General features: G+C 63.1%; 17 protein-coding genes and 1 pseudogene. 9 read left to right on the top strand and 9 right to left on the bottom strand.

What is annotated here, in order from left to right:
- Positions 1–105: 105 nt before the first annotated feature.
- A complete protein-coding gene (locus tag ATC00_RS15010) occupies positions 106–1,383 on the bottom strand; it encodes an NAD(P)/FAD-dependent oxidoreductase (RefSeq protein ID WP_064253470.1) in 1,278 nt (425 codons plus the stop codon).
- 11 nt (positions 1,384–1,394) lie between these two features.
- On the bottom strand, positions 1,395–2,063 hold the full coding sequence (locus ATC00_RS15005) for a haloacid dehalogenase type II (protein WP_064253469.1): 669 nt from the start codon (positions 2,061–2,063) through the stop codon (positions 1,395–1,397).
- 325 nt (positions 2,064–2,388) lie between these two features.
- Between ATC00_RS15005 and ATC00_RS15000 the strand changes: the two genes are divergently transcribed.
- The 6 genes from ATC00_RS15000 to ATC00_RS14975 all read left to right on the top strand — a co-directional run bounded on the left by ATC00_RS15000 (position 2,389) and on the right by ATC00_RS14975 (position 9,500).
- Positions 2,389–3,225 carry a GNAT family N-acetyltransferase gene (locus ATC00_RS15000; RefSeq protein WP_064253468.1) on the top strand — a complete coding sequence of 279 codons (837 nt, stop codon included), beginning with the start codon at positions 2,389–2,391 and terminating at the stop codon, positions 3,223–3,225.
- Positions 3,226–3,542: 317 nt separating this feature from the next.
- Complete coding sequence (locus ATC00_RS14995; protein WP_064253467.1) at positions 3,543–4,259, top strand: HAD-IA family hydrolase; 717 nt, start codon at positions 3,543–3,545, stop codon at positions 4,257–4,259.
- 70 nt (positions 4,260–4,329) lie between these two features.
- Entirely contained in the window at positions 4,330–5,940 is a 1,611-nt protein-coding gene (locus ATC00_RS14990; protein WP_064253466.1) for an ABC transporter substrate-binding protein, read from the top strand.
- A gap of 85 nt (positions 5,941–6,025) precedes the next feature.
- Positions 6,026–6,976, top strand: coding sequence for an ABC transporter permease (locus ATC00_RS14985; protein ID WP_064253395.1), 951 nt, complete (start codon positions 6,026–6,028; stop codon positions 6,974–6,976).
- Positions 6,973–7,839, top strand: coding sequence for an ABC transporter permease (locus tag ATC00_RS14980; protein WP_082912346.1), 867 nt, complete (start codon positions 6,973–6,975; stop codon positions 7,837–7,839). Before ATC00_RS14985 ends, ATC00_RS14980 begins: the two co-directional genes overlap by 4 nt.
- Complete coding sequence (locus ATC00_RS14975) at positions 7,839–9,500, top strand: ABC transporter ATP-binding protein (RefSeq protein WP_064253393.1); 1,662 nt, start codon at positions 7,839–7,841, stop codon at positions 9,498–9,500. The genes ATC00_RS14980 and ATC00_RS14975 overlap by 1 nt, the downstream gene beginning before the upstream one ends.
- Positions 9,501–9,712: 212 nt before the next feature.
- Here ATC00_RS14975 and ATC00_RS14970 read toward each other — a convergent pair whose 3' ends face one another.
- The gene (locus ATC00_RS14970) at positions 9,713–10,189 is read right to left on the bottom strand and encodes an Lrp/AsnC family transcriptional regulator (protein ID WP_064253465.1); all 477 of its coding nucleotides are present in this window, start codon (positions 10,187–10,189) and stop codon (positions 9,713–9,715) included.
- A 241-nt stretch (positions 10,190–10,430) separates the two neighbouring features.
- On the opposite strand from ATC00_RS14970, the gene ATC00_RS14965 reads away from it, so the two are divergent.
- The gene (locus ATC00_RS14965; RefSeq protein WP_064253392.1) at positions 10,431–11,756 is read left to right on the top strand and encodes an NAD(P)/FAD-dependent oxidoreductase; all 1,326 of its coding nucleotides are present in this window, start codon (positions 10,431–10,433) and stop codon (positions 11,754–11,756) included.
- Between the two features lie 486 nt (positions 11,757–12,242).
- Here the strand turns inward: ATC00_RS14965 and ATC00_RS14960 are convergent.
- The 6 genes and pseudogenes from ATC00_RS14960 to ATC00_RS14935 form a co-directional block, all read right to left on the bottom strand.
- A pseudogene (locus ATC00_RS14960) lies at positions 12,243–13,083 on the bottom strand (sugar phosphate isomerase/epimerase family protein).
- Positions 13,083–14,288, bottom strand: a complete 1,206-nt coding sequence (locus ATC00_RS14955) for an NAD(P)/FAD-dependent oxidoreductase (RefSeq protein WP_064253391.1) — start codon at positions 14,286–14,288, stop codon at positions 13,083–13,085. Before ATC00_RS14955 ends, ATC00_RS14960 begins: the two are co-directional and overlap by 1 nt.
- A 62-nt stretch (positions 14,289–14,350) precedes the next feature.
- Positions 14,351–15,295 carry a substrate-binding domain-containing protein gene (locus ATC00_RS14950; protein ID WP_064253390.1) on the bottom strand — a complete coding sequence of 315 codons (945 nt, stop codon included), beginning with the start codon at positions 15,293–15,295 and terminating at the stop codon, positions 14,351–14,353.
- 77 nt (positions 15,296–15,372) lie between these two features.
- Positions 15,373–15,684 (bottom strand): MocE family 2Fe-2S type ferredoxin, encoded by a 312-nt coding sequence (locus ATC00_RS14945; RefSeq protein WP_064253389.1) that lies wholly within the window; start codon positions 15,682–15,684, stop codon positions 15,373–15,375.
- Positions 15,681–16,715 carry a sterol desaturase family protein gene (locus ATC00_RS14940; RefSeq protein ID WP_064253388.1) on the bottom strand — a complete coding sequence of 345 codons (1,035 nt, stop codon included), beginning with the start codon at positions 16,713–16,715 and terminating at the stop codon, positions 15,681–15,683. Before ATC00_RS14940 ends, ATC00_RS14945 begins: the two co-directional genes overlap by 4 nt.
- 173 nt (positions 16,716–16,888) lie before the next feature.
- Positions 16,889–17,890 carry a LacI family DNA-binding transcriptional regulator gene (locus ATC00_RS14935; protein WP_064253387.1) on the bottom strand — a complete coding sequence of 334 codons (1,002 nt, stop codon included), beginning with the start codon at positions 17,888–17,890 and terminating at the stop codon, positions 16,889–16,891.
- A 190-nt stretch (positions 17,891–18,080) separates the two neighbouring features.
- On the opposite strand from ATC00_RS14935, the gene ATC00_RS14930 reads away from it, so the two are divergent.
- Complete coding sequence (locus ATC00_RS14930) at positions 18,081–18,491, top strand: hypothetical protein (protein ID WP_064253464.1); 411 nt, start codon at positions 18,081–18,083, stop codon at positions 18,489–18,491.
- A 149-nt stretch (positions 18,492–18,640) separates the two neighbouring features.
- Entirely contained in the window at positions 18,641–19,123 is a 483-nt protein-coding gene (locus ATC00_RS14925; protein ID WP_064253386.1) for a VOC family protein, read from the top strand.
- Positions 19,124–19,181: the final 58 nt, after the last annotated feature.

The following is a 19,181-nucleotide window of genomic DNA, read 5'->3' as shown; positions in this document are numbered from 1 at the left end:
CCAAGGCGGGGATCCGCGAGTAGGCAAGGACCGCTTGCAAGAGGTGAGCGACGTCGATCTGTGGGCCTGGCTCGCCGCACCCCCCCGTTGTTGGCCTCCCACCGGCTACTGCACCCTGTCCAGCATCTTGTAGTACATGCCGACCAGAGGCAGGAACCACGGCTTGCCGAAATGTCCAGGCACGGCTGGCCAGCTTAAATCCTTGACCGGGTTTCGGTCTGCCTTGCCGAGGATCGCGTCGGCGATCAGCATGCCCATATGGGTCGACATCTGCGCCCCGTGGCCGGAATAGCCCATGGCGTACCAGAGCCCATCGGTGAAGCCCGCCCGTGGAAAGCGGTCCTTGGTCATGTCGACAAGACCGCCCCAGCAGTAGTCGATTTCGACCTTGGCAAGATGCGGGAAGATCTCGGCGAGGCTCGCACGCAGGATGGCGCCGCTCTTTTCGTCGGAGCGCTGATCCGATGTTGCCGAGAACCGCGCCCGGCCGCCGAAGATCAGCCGGTTGTCGGGCGACAGCCGGAAATAGTTGCCGATATTGAGGGAGGTGACACAGGTGCGGTTGCCGGGCATCGTCGCGGCAATCTCGGTCTCGGTGAGCGGCCTCGTCGCGATGATGAAGCTGCCGACCGGCACGATGCGGCGGCGGAAATAGCCGAAGGCACCGGTCGTATAGGCGCCGGTCGCCAGCAGCACGGTATCGGCCTTCACGCGGCCGCGCGGCGTCGCCAGTTCCTGCTTGCCGCCCAACTGGTGCCTCGCCGTCACCGGCACATTCTCGACGACGGTGGCCCCGTGGCGGACGGCCGCATCGGCAAGCCCGACGACGAAGCGGCCCATATGCATCATGGCGCTCCTCTTCGACAGCATCGCCCCATGGAAGCAGTCCGAGCCGACCTCTGCCTTCAGGTCGCCTTTCGTCAGAAGTGCCGTGTCCGGGTCGACCTCGCGGTTCACCACCTCAAAGTTCCGCGCGATCGCCTCGAAATGCGCCAGCTTCGAGGCAAGCTTCAGCTTGCCGGCCCGCCGGAAGCTGCAGTCGATCCCCTCCTCCGCCACAATCCGTTCGATCGTGTCGACGGACGCGTCATAGGCGCGGTAGAGCGCCGCCGCGCGCTCGGGCCCGAGTTCGGCCTTGGCGGTGACGAAGCTGTGGGCGATGCCGTTGTTGAGATGGCCGCCATTGCGGCCGGAGGCGCCCGATCCGACCGCCCCCGCCTCCAGCACAATCACTTTCGCGCCGGCCATTGTAAGCTGGCGTGCAGCCCCGAGCCCCGTGAAGCCGCCGCCGATGACGGCGACGTCGTAGTGGCCCTCGACCGGTGCGCGGCTGCCCTCTTCGAAAGGCCGGGCCGTATCGTGCCAGTAGGACTTGAGCTGCATGGCCATCTCCATCAGAGCCCGAAGACACCGGGCAGGCCGGAGATATCCGCGATCTCGACATAGCCGTAATAGGGATTGGCCGGTTCGTGGCCGCGGTTGACCCAGACCTTGTTCTTGATGCCGATGTCGTGGGCCGACATGTGGTCGTAGCGGAAGGAAGACGAGCAGTGCACGACGTCTTCCGGGCCGCAGCCGAGCATGTCGAACAGGTATTCGAACGCCTGGAGGCGCGGCTTATAGGCCTGCGCCTGTTCGGCCGTATAGACCGCATGGAACGGCGCGCCGAGCTTTTCGACATTCGACATGATCTGCGAATTCATCGCATTCGAGAGAATCACCAGCGGGATCTCCTTGGCGACCTTGGCAAGGCCGGCCGGCACGTCCGCATGTGGGCCCCAGGTCGGCACCCGCTCATAGACCATGCGGGCGGCTTCTTCGCGGAACTTGATGCCGTTACGCTTGCAAGTGCGCTCCAGCGAATTGTGCACCACCTCTGCATAGGGCTTCCAGGCGCCGAGGACCTCGTCGAGGCGATAGGCGGCGAAATTCCTGATGAACTCCTGCATGCGCGGCTCGTCCAGCTGCTCGCTGTAAAGGTCGCGCGCCGCCTCGGCCATCTGGAAGTTGGTCAGCGTGCCGTAGCAGTCGAAGGTGATGTATTTCGGACGGAAGCTCGCCATGCGCATTTCTCCTCTCCAATGACGCGATCCGGAATGTCTAGGAAGGATCATAGGCAAGCGCCTGCCCCTCGGCGTGCGTGATTTGGCATGGATCGAAGCAGATTGTACCGTATCCACGGCCAGCTTTGGCACATGGTTGTGCGCACTTGCCTTTGCCGCGCCGCCGCTTTACGCCCGCCCCTCCCCGCGTTCGCGCAGCCGTGGCGGCATAAGATGCGGCGACCCGCCGGAGCAAAGATATAAGATACCGCCCCGGCCGCCGCCTTCGGACGATCTGCCGGTCGGCCTTCCTTAACACTTGCTGCAGGAATTCAAGGACCTGTCCATGCAGCTAAGTCAGATCGAACTTGCACCCTTCGGCTCCGAGCATCTGGAGAGCGCCGTTCGCCTCTCCCGCGAGGCGGGCTGGCCGCACCGGCTGGAGGACTGGCAGATGGCGCTGGCGCTGAGCGAGGGCGTCGTCGCAATCGAGGCCGGCCGGGTCCTCGGGACGACATTGGTGACCGCCTATGGAAACGACTGCGCGACGATCAACATGGTGATCGTCGACGAGGCGATGCGCGGCCGCGGCCTCGGCCGCGGGCTGATGGATGCGGCCCTGCGGATCGCCGGCGACCGCCCGCTCCGGCTTGTGGCGACAGCGGACGGCCTGCCTCTTTATGAAAAGCTCGGCTTCCGCGAAACCGGTACCGTGCTGCAGCACCAGGGCATCGCGAGAGAACTTGCCGCCCCCGCTGGAATCGATCCGGTGACCACAGAAGATACTGCGGCGATCACCGCCCTCGACGGCGTCGCCTTCGGCGCCGATCGCCGGGATCTGATCGCTTACATCGCCAAGGTCGGCGAGTTCGCCGTCATCCGCCGCAACGATCGTATCGACGGCTTCGCCGCCCTGCGCGCCTTCGGCCGCGGCAACGTCATCGGGCCCGTCGTCGCTGCAAATGCCGACGATGCCAAGGCGCTGATCACCCATTTCATCGCAAGGCGTGCCGGCCAATTCGTCAGGGTCGATACCACCGCCGAAACCGGTTTATCCCCGTGGCTGTCGGACCAGGGGCTGATCCATGTCGGTGGTGGAATCGCCATGGACCGACCCGCCCTCGGCCGCGCCGCCGACCGCGCGGCTTTCACCTTCGCCCTCGCCAATCAGGCGCTCGGGTGATCTGGAGGACCCAGACGTCCGCGCGGCCCTCGCCTGATACGCGGGCATCCGATCCGAGAAGGATCGGATCGGTGGTCGGAACGGCGAAATACCGGTTTATTCCCATATTCGCAATTTTGTGCCGCCATCCTTCTCCCATTCAGAGAATCCGGCGAGCCGATGCTGCGAAACTGGATGGGCTAAGCGACGCAGAAATGCGGGGAAAGCAGGATTTTCCCGAAATTTTGCCGGCGCCAGCGGCCTGTTGAGAACAGCATTTTCTTCTGATGCAGCCCAGCGCGGGCGATCTCCGGTCGCGCCAAATCGAGGAAAGAGACTTGGCAAAGACCTTCGCGGATTTCAAATATCTCACCTTCGACGTCGTCGGCACGCTGATCGACTTCGAAGGCGGCATCAAGGATTGCCTGGCCGACATCGCCAAGGAAGCGGCTGTTGCAATCGACGGCGAAGGGGCGCTGAAGCTCTACCGGACGGCGCGCTATTCTGCCGATGCCGATCTCTTCCCCGACGATCTGGTGCGCGTCTATCTCGCCATTGCTCCGGAGCTCGGCCTTCCTGCCGAAGCAAAATATGGCGAGAGGCTGCGTGATTCCGCCAAGGGCTGGAAGGGCTTTGCCGACAGCGCGGAGGCGCTTGCCCGGCTGGCCAAGCGCTACCGGCTGATCGCCATGACCAACGCCCGGCGCTGGGCTTTCGAGCATTTCTCTCGTGAGCTCGGCAATCCGTTCTACGCCGCCTTCACCGCCGACGACACGGGAACCGAGAAGCCCGATCCTGCCTTCTTCGAGAAGGTCTTCGCCTTCGTCGCGGCGGAAAGCAATTCGAAGGACGACATCCTGCACGTCGCCCAGAGCCAGTATCACGACATCGGCGTTTCGCGGAAACTCGGGCTGACCAATTGCTGGATCGAGCGGCGTCACGCCCAGAAAGGCTATGGCGGCACAATCGAGCCGGCCGAGTTCACCAAGCCCGACTTCCATTTCACCTCCATGGCGGGCCTTGCCGACGCCGTGGAGAAAGCCAAGGCCGCCTGAACATTCCACCAGAACCCCGCATGCAAAGAAGACGGGCCATCCGAGCAACCACCAATGAATGGGGAACGACATGACTGACAAAATCACCAACTGGACCAGAAAGGACGACGCAGTCGTCGAAAACGCGATTCGCCGCGGCGCCACCCGCCGCGAGCTCCTGCAGATGCTGCTCGCCGGCGGCGTCGCGATGTCGGCCGGCGGCCTCGTGCTCGGCCGCGCCGGCAATGCGGTTGCAGCAACGCCGGTCGCAGGCGGCACGCTGAAGGCGGCCGGCTGGTCGACCTCCACCGCCGATACGCTCGACCCTGCCAAGGCCTCGCTTTCCACCGACTATGTCCGCTGCTGCTCCTTCTATAACCGCCTCACCTTCCTCGACCAGGGCGGCACGCCGCAGATGGAACTGGCCGAGGCAATCGAAACCAAGGACGCGAAGACCTGGACCGTCAAGCTGAAGAGCGGCGTCACCTTCCACGACGGCAAGCCGCTGATCGCCGACGACGTGATCTTCTCGCTGAAGCGCCATCTCGATCCGTCGGTCGGTTCGAAGGTCGCCAAGATCGCCGCCCAGATGACCGGCTTCAAGGCGGTCGACAAGCAGACGGTCGAGATCACCCTTGCCAATCCGAACGCCGACCTGCCGACCATCCTGTCGATGCACCACTTCATGATCGTCGCCGACGGCACCACCGATTTCTCCAAGGGCAACGGCACCGGCGCCTTCGTCAGGGAAGTCTTCGAACCCGGCGTTCGATCGGTCGGCATCAAGAACAAGAATTACTGGAAGGCCGGCCCGAACGTCGATTCCTTCGAGTACTTCGCGATCAGCGATGACAGTTCCCGCGTCAACGCCCTGCTTTCCGGCGACATCCATCTCGCCGCCGCGATCAACCCGCGTTCGATGCGCCTTGTCGAGGCCCAGGGCGATGGGTTCGTATTGTCGAAGACGACGTCCGGAAACTACACCAACCTCAACATGCGACTGGACATGGAGCCTGGCAGCAAGCGGGACTTCGTCGAGGGTATGAAATACCTCGTAAACCGCGAGCAGATCGTCAAGTCGGCGCTGCGCGGCCTGGGCGAAGTCGGCAACGACCAGCCGGTTTCGCCGGCAAATTTCTACCACAATGCCGAGTTGAAGCCACGGGCCTTCGATCCCGAAAAGGCGAAATTCCATTTCGAGAAGGCCGGCGTCTTCGGCCAGTCGATCCCGGTGGTCGCCTCCGACGCAGCCACGGCATCAGTCGACATGGCGATGATCATCCAGGCGTCTGCCGCCGAGATTGGCCTGAAGCTCGACGTCCAGCGCGTGCCCTCCGACGGCTATTGGGACGATTACTGGCTGAAGGCGCCGGTCCACTTCGGCAATATCAACCCGCGCCCGACGCCCGACATCCTGTTCTCGCTCCTCTATACTTCGGAAGCCCCGTGGAACGAGAGCCAATACAAGTCCGAGAAGTTCGACAAGATGCTGATCGAGGCGCGCGGATCGCTCGACCAGGAGAAGCGCAAGGCGATCTACAACGAGATGCAGGTCATGGTCGCCAGCGAAGCCGGCACCATCATCCCGGCCTACATCTCCAATGTCGACGCGATCACCGCCAAGCTCAAGGGCCTGCAACCAAACCCGCTCGGCGGCCAGATGGGCTATGCCTTCGCGGAGTATGTCTGGCTCGAAGCCTGACGAGGCAAACTGCCGGGGGCTGCAGCCGCGCCGCTGCGGCCCCCGTCCCATTTACTCTTTGTCTCGAAACTGAAAGGGGGCGCGCGTGAACAGCCGGGTCCTATCTCTTGTCCTGAGCAGACTGCTCATCGCCCTGATCACTCTGGTGATTGTCTCCTTTGCCGTCTTCTTCGCGACGACGCTGTTGCCAGGCGACACGGCGACCATCCTGCTCGGCCAGGCCGCCACGCCGGAAGCCGTCGAAGGCCTGAGAAAGGCCATGCATCTCGACGAGCCGTCAATCTTCCGGTTCCTGCGCTGGATCGTCGGCCTCATGCAGGGCGATCTCGGCACATCCTATGCCAACGAGATGCCGGTCGCGGATTTGATCGGCGGCCGCTTCGTCAACACGCTGAAGCTGGCCGGCGTCACGGCGCTCTTTGCCGTGCCGATTGCGCTGACGCTCGGCATCACCGCGGCCATGCTGCGCGGTTCGCTCTACGACCGCATCGTGACAGTGCTGACGATCGGTGTCATCTCGGTGCCGGAATTCATGATAGCAACCTCGGCGGTCCTCGTCTTCGCCGTCTATCTCAAGTGGCTGCCGGCGCTCTCCTTCGCCAACGAGATCCACAGCCTCACCGACATGTTGCGCATCTATGCCATGCCGGTGGTCACCCTGACCTTTGTCATTTCGGCGCAGATGATCCGCATGACACGCGCGGCGGTGATCGAGACGCTCAATACCCCCTATGTCGAGATGGCACTGTTGAAGGGTGCCTCCCGGCCGCGCATGGTGTTTCGCCACGCGCTTCCGAATGCGTTGGGCCCGATCGTCAATGCCGTCGCGCTTTCGCTTTCCTATCTGCTTGGCGGCGTCATCATAGTCGAGACGATCTTCAACTATCCGGGCATCGCCAAGCTGATGGTCGATGCGGTTTCCACCCGCGACCTGCCGCTCATTCAGAGTTGCGCGATGATCTTCTGTCTCGGTTACCTGCTGCTGATCACAACGGCCGACATCATCGCCATTCTTTCCAATCCGAGGCTTCGATGACAATGTCCACTTCGAGCACATCGACCACCTCCGTGCATAAGTACGGGAGCCGGTTCGGCTATCGCTTCAACCTCGTCGGCATCATCGGCCTCGCGGTCATCCTGTCCTGGGCCCTTGTCGCGGTCTTCGCGCCGCTGATCATCCCCTATCCCGTCGGCGAGATCGCCGACCTCGATTATTTCGGCCCGATGAGCCAAGACTTCTGGCTCGGCTCCGACTATCTCGGCCGCGACATGCTCTCGCGAATCCTGATGGGAGCCCGCTACACGGTCGGCATCTCGCTTGCGGCCGTGACCATCGCCTGCTTCTCGGGCGTGGTGCTCGGCATGATCGCAGCGGTCGCCGGCGGCTGGCTCGACACAGTCCTGAGCCGCTTCCTCGATGCGCTCAACTCAATCCCGAGCAAGCTCTTCGGCCTCGTCGTCGTCGCCGCCGTCGGCTCCTCCATTCCGGTGCTGATCCTGACCCTGTCGGTGATCTACATCCCCGGTGCCTATCGCTTTTCCCGGGCGCTCGCCGTCAACATCAATGCGATGGATTTCATCACCGTCGCCCGCATCCGCGGCGAGAGCACGCTCTATCTCATCCGCTCGGAAATCCTGCCGAACATCCTCGGGCCGGTGCTTGCCGATCTCGGCATCCGCTTCGTCTTCATCGTTCTGCTGCTCTCCGGCCTCTCCTTCCTCGGCCTCGGCGTCCAGCCGCCCTATGCCGACTGGGGCGCGCTGGTGCGCGAGAACATCGGCGGCCTGCCCTTCGGCGCGCCGGCGGTGATGTTTCCGTCGCTGGCGATCGCCAGCCTGACGATCAGCGTGAACCTGTTGATCGACAACCTGCCGCAGAAAATCAGGGACCGCGCATAATGGCAAACCTCGTCGAAATCCGCGACCTGAAGGTCGAGGCCACCACCGATTCCGGGCGCCGGGTCGAGATCATCAAGGGGATCAGCCTGGACATCGCCGACGGAGAAATCGTCGCGCTGATCGGCGAAAGCGGCTCGGGCAAGACGACGATCGCCCTGACGCTGATGGGTTACGCCCGCCCTGGCTGCCGCGTTTCCGGCGGCAGCGTTTCCGTCGCCGGCAAGAACATGGTCCGACTTAGCGAAAAGGAGCGCGCCCGCATCCGCGGCACGGAGGTTGCGTATGTGCCGCAATCGGCCGCCGCCGCCTTCAATCCGGCCGCCACCATCATGGATCAGGTGATCGAGATCACCCGCATCCATCAGCTGATGTCGCCCGACGAGGCGCGCGCCAAGGCGGTCGAACTCTTCCGGGCGCTCTCGCTGCCCGAACCGGAGACGATCGGCACCCGCTACCCGCACCAGGTCTCCGGCGGACAGCTGCAGCGCCTCTCCGCCGCCATGGCGCTGATCGGTGGCCCGAAGCTCGTGATCTTCGACGAGCCGACCACCGCGCTCGACGTGACGACGCAGATCGAGGTGCTGCGCGCCTTCAAGTCGGTGATGAAGGCCGGCGGCATTGCCGGCGTCTATGTCTCCCACGACCTCGCCGTCGTCGCCCAGATCGCCGACCGCATCGTCGTGTTGAAGGGCGGCGAAATGCAGGAGACCGGCACAACGCAAGAGATCCTCAACAACGCCAAGCACCCCTATACGTGTGAGCTCCTAGACGCCTTCGAGCCAAAGCCGCGCGGGGCGGCTGGTCCAGCCGACCCTCAACCGGCGCCGCTTCTGAAGATCAACACGCTGGTCGCCGGCTACGGGCCGCGGCAGACGGACGGGCTGCCGCTCGTGCGCGCGGTTCAGCACGTGTCCCTCGAAGTCGAAAAAGGCCGCAATCTCGGCATCATCGGCGAATCCGGCTGCGGCAAGTCGACCCTTGCCCGCGCCATCGCCGGCATTCTGCCCGCGGTTTCGGGCAGCATCCACTTCGACGGGCGCGAACTCGGCCGCAGCGCCCGCGAGCGCTCGCGCGAACAGCTGCGCGAGATGCAGATCGTCTTCCAATATGCCGACACCGCGCTCAACCCGGCAAAGTCCGTCGAGGATATCCTCGACCGGCCGCTCGCCTTCTACCACAGCATGCGTCGCAGCGCCCGCAGCGTCCGCATAGATGAATTGCTCGACATGGTCCGCCTGCCGCGCAACCTGCGCCAGCGCCGGCCGTCGGAGCTCTCGGGCGGCCAGAAGCAGCGCGTCAATTTCGCTCGGGCGCTGGCCGCCGAGCCGAAGCTGATCCTCTGCGACGAGATCACCTCCGCCCTCGATACGGTCGTTGCCGCCGCGATCATCGATCTGCTCAAGGAACTGCAGCGCGAGCTCGGCCTCTCCTACGTCTTCATCAGCCACGATTTGTCGACTGTCCAGGCGATCTGCGACGAGGTGGTCGTCATGTATGCGGGCGAGAAGGTCGAACAGCTCGCCGCGGCCGAGCTTGCGAGCGGCGCGAAGCACCCCTATTCCAAGCTGCTCTTCGCCTCCGTGCCGAAACTCGACACCGGATGGCTCGACGGCCTCGATCAGAGGCCGGAGATGGCGCGGGCGTTCAGCAAGGCGGGGTAGAAATCTTCTGCTGGCGAATGCAATTGCTCCTCATCCGCCTGCCGGCACATTCTCCCCGCCTACGGGGAGAAGGGACGAGCCGCGGGCTCCCAGTCCCGCCTTGACGACGGCCGCTGCTGTAGCCTGATAGGCCGCGAGCTCCAGTCCGCTCTCCCCGCGTGCGGGGAGAGGGTTAGGGTGAGGGGCAATTACACGGAAAGCGGTCGACTTTTCTACACCTGAAACAGGCTGGTCAGCGGCATATGCGATTTGACGATCGGCGACTTCAGCACGACATAGCTGAAATACTTGTCGATACCGACTTCCATGTCGATCAGCCGTTCCATGATCGTCTGGTATTCGACGATGCCGCCCGTGACGAACTTCAGAAGATAATCGTAACCGCCGGAAACGAGGTGGCACTCCACGACCGAGTCGACCTTCTCGATGGCGGCGAGAAAGCGGGCGAAGTCGATCTGGCGATGATTCTTGAGCGTCACCTCGGTGAAGACAGTCAGGGTCTGCCCGAGCTTGGCGATGTTGATCTGCGCCGAATAGCCGACGATATACCCCTCGGCCTGCAATTTCTTCACGCGCATCAGACAGGGGCTGGGCGAGAGATTGACGAGTTCGGCGAGCTCGACATTGGTGATGCGGCCGTTCTTCTGCAGTTCGTAGAGGATCTTGATGTCGATTCGGTCGAGTTTCATCGGCACCCCCCAATTGGCAGAAGCCGGATACGGCTACTGCGCCTCAGCATTTTATGCGGTCTGGACTGACTGACAAGCTGAACAAACCCGCCCCGTCGTGATAAGCTTATGAGATTTCCCTCAGAATAGACATTGGCCATTTTACCAGCGAACGGAAGAATATGCTGCGATCCGCTGATGTGCGGCAGCCTTGCAGTCGCCGAAACGCTAGAATGCCGTTCCGTTAGACCGGAGACCGCCGATGCCTGCCCCGCTTCTTCATATCGAAACGACGCCCGCGCTGCCAGCGAGCGCCGACGCCGTGGTCATCGGCGGGGGCATCGTCGGGGCATTTGCCGCCTACTATCTGGCACGGCGGGGCCTGAAGGTCGCCCTCCTCGAGAAAGGCCTGATCGGCGCCGAGCAATCCAGCCGCAATTGGGGCTGGTGCCGGCAGCAGAACCGGGATGCGCGTGAACTGCCGATGGCAACCAAAAGCCTGTCGCTTTGGGAAAGTTTCGCCGCGGAAACCGGCGAAGACACGGGCTTTCGGCGCTGCGGCCTGCTCTATCTCAGCAATGATGAAAGCGAGCTTGCCGGCTGGGCACGCTGGGGTGACTTTGCCCGCGGCGTCGGAGTGACGACCCACATGCTCGATCAGACGCAGGCGAGTGAAAAGGGTGCGGCGACCGGCCGCCGCTGGAAGGGCGGCGTCTTTTCGCCGAGCGACGGCACCGCCGATCCCTCGCGGGCCGCGCCGGTGGTCGCCCGCGCCGTCATGAAGCTCGGCGGATCCGTGCACCAGATGTGCGCCGCCCGCGGCATCGAGCTCGAGGGCGGGCGTCTCAGCGGCGTCGTCACTGAAGCCGGCACCATCCGCACCCGGATCGCCGTACTTTCCGGCGGCGCCTGGGCCTCCTCCTTCTGCCGGCAGCTCGGCATCCGCTTTCCGCAGGCCTCGATCCGCTCCTCGATCCTCTCCGTGGCGGCCGGTGCCGAGGACCTGCCGCCAGCGCTGCACACCGCCGCGGTCTCGGCGACGCGGCGCGGTGACGGCGGCTATACGCTGGCGATCAGCGGCCGCGCCCGGGTCGATCCGACGCCGCAGCAGATGCGCTTTGCCCGGCATTTCGTGCCGATGTTCGCGCGACGCTGGCGCAGCCTCGCGCCCGGGGGGATCGAGGGCTGGAAGTCCGGTCATGAGACGCTATCGCGCTGGCGGCTCGACAGGCCGACGCCGATGGAGTTCAACCGCATCCTCGATCCTCGCCCTGACCAGACGCAGATACGGTTGACTCTGGAGCGGGCCCGGGCGCTCCTGCCGGCGCTTGAGAAGCGACCGGTCAGCGCCGCCTGGGCCGGCTATATCGACAGCACCCCGGATGGGGTTCCGGCAATCGGCGAGGTCGGCTCGCTTCCCGGCTTGGTGCTCGCCGCCGGCTTCAGCGGCCACGGCTTCGGCATTGGCCCGGGCGCAGGCCACCTTATCGCGGATATCTTAACGGGTGAGCCGCCGATCGTCGATCCGAAAGCCTATTACCCCGACCGGCTGAACGGCTCGGCTTGGGGCAAGGTCGCCGATTTCTGACGGGGCGCGTGCTGGGGCGAAGGCAAGCCGCCTCCACCCCGTCGCCAGGAAGGCCGGGGCGCATATGATCTTGCCTTTCTTCATGCCACGCGGAACCATCGACGCGGTGTCTATTTCCTCTGAGCTCAGGCGTCGCGGCTGCTATCCTCACTACCGTTTGCATAGCTTTCACACGCAGGCGCAGCAGATGCAAAGAAGAGAGGTGGACGGGAGCCACCTCTCTTCTTCCAACCGCAACTCGTGGAGGTGAGTTGCGGTCCGGTTAGGGGGGCCGGGGCGAGGTTCTCGTTCTCGTGTCCTGACGTCGCATCGGTCCCGGATAGGATCGCGGCTCGATCAGCCGCCGTGCAAAAGGCTACCGGTCGGTAATGGATCACGACTCGAATAGACCTGCCTTCGTAAATCAAATCGAACGCGGTGTTGATCTCATCCAGGCCTTTGGTGTCGTTAAAATTGGATAGGCGACCGATCGCGATTGTTCGCGGGCTACGTTGGATCAGCGGTCGCGATCCACAGCTCACGCACCATCTGCCGAAGCAACAGAGCCTCCGCCCACCTGTCCGTCGAGTCGTTGCCGTCTCTCCCCGTGATCGCATAGGGTTTAGGGCCTAGCTCGCAGGTAAAGATCAGTTGGGCGTCCCGCGCAGCGCGCGATCGCCAATTCCGAAAACCGTACTCCCACCATTCAAGGAACAGATCGACCCAAGGACGGTGATGCGGGAAGGTGATCTCGATCTGAACCTGTTCGCGCGAGGCCGACGCGGCCGTGAAAAGCATGCGCATTCCGGAGAATACGCCTTATCAAGACGTGGTTCTCCTCGACGACCGGAAAGGCGAATTCCCGACCGACCAGAAAATGCGACAGGTCACCCAACAGCGGCAAATCGGGCCGCTGCCCCAGCAGATCCAGCGTGAAGAACAGATCCGTGGTCATCCGGTCCCGATGTGTTTCGATGAGCACCGGGATGCCTGCCTCTTCGGCAAGCCGCATCCACCCGTCAAGAAGCGGCAGGCATTCCTCGATCCGGCGCGGGCGGATATCGGGTTGCAGGTTGATGTGGCTGACCGGGAATTCCGCGGCAAGTTCGAGCGGCAGGCGCAAGTCCTCGACTGAGCGGGGAAAGCAGACCGCTTCGATCTTCAACCCGGTACCGCGGATAGTTTCATTCAGGCGAACGACATCCTGACGGTTCGTGTAATGCGCGCTGATACCATCGAATGAGGCCTCCGAGATCATCGCGATATTCTCGTCGAGGCTGCGCTCGTGGCCGTCCGTATGCCGGCGCTCCATGGCCCAGAGCGACTGGAAGACAAGCAATTTCTGCATCAAGCGGCCCGGGTGCTTTTCAGAAGAGCTTTGAGGTTCATGTCCGGGTCGGCCAATGCCTCAGAACCAGGCCTGACGCCTGCGGCAATCAACATCTCGGACAGCTTGATGTCCTTGGCCACGCTATTGCCGATCCCGAGACCAGCCGCGGCGACGAGGCGCCCATCGTCCAGATAGAACTCAAGCTCGCCGTCGCCGATAGAGCGCACGACGCTCTGATGCCATGGTTGCGGCAACCCCACCACCTGCAAGCCAAGATCGTATTGGTCGGACCAGAACCAGGGAATGGCGTTGAAGACCTCGGCCGCACCGGCCATGTTCCTGGCAGCAGTCCCGGCCTGTGTTCTCGCGTTCCGCCAGCTCTCGAAGCGAGCATGTCCGCCACCGGGCTGAGCCACCGCCGCGCAGTCGCCGGCGGCGAAAATCTCTGGCGCACTGGTGCGAAGGAACGTATCCGTCAGAATTCCGTCGCCCGTGGCCAGTCCGGCCGCTTCGGCCAAATCGATTTCGGGCAGGACGCCGATGGCGCTGACAACAAGATCTGCGGGCACCGTGCTGCCATCGGCCAGGATGACGCCATCATTGTCAATTGCCACAACGCCCCGATCCAGGTGGAAATGCACCCCTTCCGCAACATGTCTGGCATGCAACCTGTCGGCAAAGCGCTGGGGGACTGCGCGACCCAGGGGCTTCTGCGCGGCTTCGATCACACTTACATCGACGTCTTTTTCGCGAAGGACCGATGCCACTTCCATCCCGATCAACCCGCCGCCGATGATCGCAACCGCTTGAGCTGCCCCAACTCGGGCGAAAATCGCCTCGGCCTGAGCATGGGTACGGAACTCCAGCGCGCGCTCTGCACCGGGACAGGCGAGCCGTCTCGGACGCGCACCGGTGGCGAGAAGCAACTTTTCATAGCTTAGAACCCGGCCATCGCTTAACGTCACGGTTCCGGCATCAGCGTCCAGCTTCGAGGCCGACGAGCCCTGAAGGTAATTGATAGCGGCCGCCTCCAGCGCTTCCTTCGCGCAGATCAGCTTCATCTCAACCGCACCGTTCATCGGCTTCGACAGCGGTGGCCGTTCATAGGGCAGATGCGGCTCGGCTCCGACCAGTGTGACGGCCCCGGAATAGCCCGCTTCGCGCAGGGCGAATGCCGCTCGTGTGCCGCATTCCCCGGCACCGATGATGACGATACCGTCCATGGTTCTCTCCGTGTGAAAAATGGACCGGCACAATATTGGACAGATGCGCCGGTCGGGGAGGATCAGTTCTGGTGAGCGTATTCGGCCATGTTCTTGGGGGTGACGAGTTCGAAGGGAACCCAGACCTCCTTGTCGATGCTCTTTCCCTGGGCCAGCGCCACGGCCGCATCCACGGCACTTGCCGACTGTCCCTTGGCATTCTGGAAGACCGTCACGTCCAGGTCACCCGCTGCCATCGCCGCAAGCGCATCCTGCGTCGCATCGATGCCAACGACGATCACCTCATCCATCGACACGCCCGCGGCCTTGAGTGCCTGGATGGCGCCAATTGCCATCTCGTCATTGTTGGCGAAAATCACGTCGATAGGACGGCCGGCGGTGATCCAGTTCGTGGTCAGATCCATAGCGTTCGTGCGGGTCCAGGCGGCGGACTGCTCGTCGGCGATGGTCACTCCCTTGCAGTCACCTGCAGCCAGCGTTTCCTTGACCGACGACGTGCGATCGCGCGACGCCTGGTGCGCCAGATCGCCCATCAATATGTAGGCCTGCGCGTCGCCTGCCCTGCCCTTTGCTTTCAACAGCTCGCAGGCGGCCTCGGCACCGAGCCTTCCCGAGTCGGTCTCCTTCGAACCGACATAGGCCTGCCTCTCGGGGAGCTGGTCGATATTTTCCGGCTCGAGATTGAGGTAGACAAGCGGAATTCCCGCCTTCTGGGCCGCTTCGCTGATGCCGGGCGCCGCGGACGTATCCGCCACCGTCATGATGATCGCGTCTACGCCCGAAGCGATGAAGTTGTCCACCTGGCTGCGCTGCTTGGAGATGTCGGTCTGCGCATCCTCGATCTGGAGACTGACGCCGTTTACCGCGGAGGCCCTTTCACTGAGGCCGTTGCGCAGCAGCGTCTGGAAGTTGTTGTCGAAGCTCTGCATCGAAACGCCGATCGTCTCGGCCGATGCGGTGCCTGCCATCAGGGCCGCCAGAACGGCCGCCGTACAGATTGATCTCATGTCATCCTCCCTTGGGGTGCCGGGCCACCCCAGTTCAAATCCCGGAGGCCCACCGGGCCTAGCCAATCGTGCGCGCCCTAGCCGAGGGCCACGCGAATTTCTCCGTCGAACACCTCGGCGGGATAGGTTTTCAGGTTCTCGCAGGCCGGGAGCCTCAAGGCCTCGCCGGTGCGATAGTCGAAAGCGCCGGAATGCTTCGGGCACTCCACCTCGAAATCCATGACCAACCCGTCCGCGAGATGAATCGCCTCGTGTGTGCAGAGGCCGGCGGTGCAGTAGACGCTGTCGTCGGGGCCACGGTAGATCGCGTAGGTGCGGCTGCCGTGATCGAAGCGGATGGCGCCTTCCTGTTCGATGTCGTCAAGCTTGCAAACTGAGACCCAGGTCATCCAGCAGCCTCCCTGACTTCAACGCGCACCTTGCGAGCCGCGAGCTTTTCCTTCCGCTTGCGATAGCGTTCCTGCATGCGGGCCTCGCCCTCCGCAGAGCCGTCATGCCAGGTGCCGAACCACTTATCGAGCGGGATCAAGGCGTCGCCGTAGTTCACCTCGAAATACTTGTGGTGCAGGTAGTGAGCATAGGCATGGCTATCGACCAGCCTGTCCTCGCCGATCTCGACCTTGTCGAAGCCGACATGGCCAGGAATGGCTCCGAAGCCTGCATAGTGGACTTGGTAGAGCATGAGGATCGGGTTGGAGGGCAGGATCAGGTGGTAGAACGCCGTCCCGAAGTAGAAGAGGTGCTCGACCGGATGCATCGACAGCGACGACCAGGGCGACGGATTGACCGAGTTATGGTGGACCGAATGCACCCACTTGTAGAGGAACGGCGTGTGGATCACCCGGTGAATGCAGAAGAAGTGGAACTCGTGGATGATCGGTACCACCAGCGCGACAAATGCGAGCGTCCACGGATTTTCCGCAAAACTGAGCCAGGGCGCATAGCCGTTGGCATGGGCCCACAGCATGGCGACCTCGACCGCCGTCCAGATGGTCACGCCTGAAAGAAAGGTGCGCAGGATGTTGTCGAGGTTCTGGCTTTCGAACCAGAACGCCTTGCTCTTCTGATCAGCCGGGAACTTTCCGTTGTACTTGAACCGGTTCTCCTGTCGCTTCAGGACATAGAGGTGGAGCTCGAAGGCGCCATAGAAGAGGACCACGCAGATCGCGTTCACTGCATAAAGCCAGACGATCCAGCCGATGCTAATCGTCTGCATCGTCTCGATCGGCGGGATCGCCCATGCCCAGTAGGCCACGGCCGACGCCGCGAAGATCATGTTCCAGGGGAAGAAGTAGTGCGGCAACCACTTCAGGATTGCCGTCAGCCGGGGCGGGAAGACGAACAGCGGCGCGGTCTCGACCGGCTGGTTCGGCGCCCAGTCGCCGCGCTTGTTGCGCGTTCCAAATTTCAGGTCGTCCATTGCACTCTCCTTCGGGCGGATTGCTCGCGCCCGCGCAAATGTCTCTGGTGGAGGAGAGCGCCTTTTGCGCCTTTTGCCCGGTGTCGCTCCATCACGACGCTCCGGCTCTCCTCCCTGACCCGAAATTATCAGGGGGCCTTCCGAACGCCGAAGCCTTCTTTGATCTGATTAGATCAAAGCCCTTCCTTGGTGATGGTGATGAAGCGGATGGGAGCCTGATCCGGCTCGATATCGGTCAGCCCCGTGCGATGCAGGATCAGGTCCAGCGCACGCCGGGCCTGCGCCTCCGGCGCTTGGTCCAGCACCACATCCATGATGCCGTCGCGCAGGGCCGCGCGCGTGTTTTCGGTCAGTTCGTGCCCCACGAAGAACACATCAGGGCCGCGGGGGTGGCGGCGAAGCACCTCGATCAAGGCGGAATTCGCGCCTCCGGCGTTATAGAGACCGGCAAGATTGGGATACATCTCCAGTGCCGACCACAGCCGGTCGGCGCTGACGCGCTCCTCGTCGCGACCGAATCCAAGCCATTCGAAGCTGGAGCCGCCGGGGTTTGCACAAAAATAGTCCGAAAAGCCGCGGATACGGTCGCGATGCACCTGATAGACGGGGTGGCAGATTGCAACGATCGGCCCGATACGAGGCGCCATGCGGCTTATGTAAAGCGCCGCCGACCGGCCGGCGGCATGATTGTCAATGCCGATGAATTCTCCCGCGCGATCCGAAGCTCGCGTCACGACATGGACCACCGGCAGGCCTTGCGCATTCACCTTTTCAACCGCGGCGCTGATCACCGGGCTGGTGGGCACTGCAAGGATCAGGCCGGCGCGTGCTACGTCGGTGGACACGATGCGCCGGGCAATCTCCTCCGGCTTCCTCTCTTCGGCAAAGCTGCGTTGCACGACGACCAGCGGATCGAGGGTGGCCGCGATTCTTTCGAACGCCTTGGAGAGCCGCTGATAAAAAGTCGTTTCCGGACGAACCATCAGCACTTCGATGCGCAGCAATCCTCGATGCGCCTCGGGAAGTTTGCGCGGGTAGTTCAAGGCACGCGCGGCAAGGAGAACCTTCTCGACAAGTTCAGGGCGTACACTTCCCCGTCCGTTCAGGACCCGCTCGACGGTGGCGGTTCCCACTCCCGCGTGACGGGCGATGTCCCGGTAGTTCGTCTTGTTCACTCTGGCACCTTCAACGGGCTACGCTGCGTGGCGATCCCACACGTCCTTGAATCATATAGCTCGGCCCGCAGCCTAGATTAGAGCCAAGGAGCGCTGCATGGGAACCGCCTGCCCGTTCAAGGAACTCGAACGCCCTGCCGCCGTTTCCTCTGGGGACCACGTGACGGTCCGGATATGGAGGATCAACAAAATGGCACAAGAAAAACCAATCGGTTCGGCTGTCCCGCGCGGCGTCGTCGATACAAAGTCCGGCACGGTTGGCGTTGCGAACCAAAAGAGCATGGAGGAAGAAGTCCGCTGGCTTCGTGAGCAGGTCAACGCGCTGAAAGACACCCTGGCCGATCTCGGCATCCCGTCGGGCAGGGCCGTGGCGAACACCGTCAGGGATACCGGGCGCAGGGCCGGAGAGATGGCAAGGGAGCACCCGGCCTGGACCGCCGTCGCGTTGGTCGGCCTTGTCGGCCTCATCCTGGCAAGTACCAGCCGCCCCTCCTGGTCCATGCGGCGTTCTTCACGCGTCGAGGACGTCATCTCAGATATCGAGGATCGCCTGAGCGAGTTGAAGGAGCGTTACTGGTCGAGCGGCTGGCGGCCCTGGTAGCAGGGCTGCACCACCTGCGTGACCACGGAACCGGACCTTGCCGACGGAGCGCAACCTTTGATCCGACGGAACTTTTTGCGCTCCACTGTCGGTTTCCGGCACGCCGGGACGTCCTTGAGCCATTCGAAAATCTCGGAGGAGCACATTCGATGCCCAAGATCGTCTCTCATCTCTGGTTTGCCAAGGAAGCCCGCGAAGCGGTTGCCTTTTATGTTTCGACTATCCCGAACTCGACCATATCGGGCGAGACGGCTGTGCCGGCGGAGACGCCGAGCGGTCCTCCCGGTAGCGTCAAGGTGATCGAGTTCACTCTGGAGGGCCAGAATTTCATCGCGCTCGAGGCGGGGCCGCTCGATCCCTTCAACCACGCCTTCTCGATCCTGGTCGAGTGCGACAGCCAGGACGAGATTGACCGCATCTGGGACGCCTTCCTGGCCAATGGCGGCGAGGCGGAACAATGCGGCTGGCTGAAGGACCGGTGGGGCCTCTCCTGGCAGATCGCTCCGCGCGTCCTGGGAGAGATGATATCCAGCCCCGACCGCGACCGGGCCAAACGCGCCACCGAGGCCATGCTCGGCATGGTGAAGGTCGACATTGCCGCGCTCGAGCGCGCCTTCAACCAAAGCAACTGAGCGTCGGCTTTCGGCATCGATCACGGCTTCGTGGCTTCAGCGCTGTGGCCACCGGGTT

The organism is Sinorhizobium americanum, from assembly GCF_001651855.1.
Taxonomy (GTDB): domain Bacteria; phylum Pseudomonadota; class Alphaproteobacteria; order Rhizobiales; family Rhizobiaceae; genus Sinorhizobium; species Sinorhizobium americanum.
Note: the sequence above shows the minus strand (reverse complement) of the source record. Positions and strands in the feature narration are given on the sequence as shown.

Excerpts from the sequence above, each read along its gene's own strand:
- ATC00_RS14970 (WP_064253465.1), bottom strand. The coding sequence starts at position 10,189 with ATGAAACTCGACCGAATCGACATCAAGATCCTCTACGAACTGCAGAAG.
- ATC00_RS14945 (WP_064253389.1), bottom strand. The coding sequence starts at position 15,684 with ATGACCTGGGTCTCAGTTTGCAAGCTTGACGACATCGAACAGGAAGGC.
- ATC00_RS14975 (WP_064253393.1), top strand. The coding sequence starts at position 7,839 with ATGGCAAACCTCGTCGAAATCCGCGACCTGAAGGTCGAGGCCACCACC.
- ATC00_RS14940 (WP_064253388.1), bottom strand. The coding sequence starts at position 16,715 with ATGGACGACCTGAAATTTGGAACGCGCAACAAGCGCGGCGACTGGGCG.
- ATC00_RS15000 (WP_064253468.1), top strand. The coding sequence starts at position 2,389 with ATGCAGCTAAGTCAGATCGAACTTGCACCCTTCGGCTCCGAGCATCTG.
- ATC00_RS14990 (WP_064253466.1), top strand. The coding sequence starts at position 4,330 with ATGACTGACAAAATCACCAACTGGACCAGAAAGGACGACGCAGTCGTC.
- ATC00_RS14965 (WP_064253392.1), top strand. The coding sequence starts at position 10,431 with ATGCCTGCCCCGCTTCTTCATATCGAAACGACGCCCGCGCTGCCAGCG.
- ATC00_RS14925 (WP_064253386.1), top strand. The coding sequence starts at position 18,641 with ATGCCCAAGATCGTCTCTCATCTCTGGTTTGCCAAGGAAGCCCGCGAA.
- ATC00_RS15005 (WP_064253469.1), bottom strand. The coding sequence starts at position 2,063 with ATGGCGAGCTTCCGTCCGAAATACATCACCTTCGACTGCTACGGCACG.
- ATC00_RS14955 (WP_064253391.1), bottom strand. The coding sequence starts at position 14,288 with ATGGACGGTATCGTCATCATCGGTGCCGGGGAATGCGGCACACGAGCG.
- ATC00_RS14950 (WP_064253390.1), bottom strand. The coding sequence starts at position 15,295 with ATGAGATCAATCTGTACGGCGGCCGTTCTGGCGGCCCTGATGGCAGGC.
- ATC00_RS14930 (WP_064253464.1), top strand. The coding sequence starts at position 18,081 with ATGGCACAAGAAAAACCAATCGGTTCGGCTGTCCCGCGCGGCGTCGTC.
- ATC00_RS15010 (WP_064253470.1), bottom strand. The coding sequence starts at position 1,383 with ATGCAGCTCAAGTCCTACTGGCACGATACGGCCCGGCCTTTCGAAGAG.
- ATC00_RS14980 (WP_082912346.1), top strand. The coding sequence starts at position 6,973 with ATGACAATGTCCACTTCGAGCACATCGACCACCTCCGTGCATAAGTAC.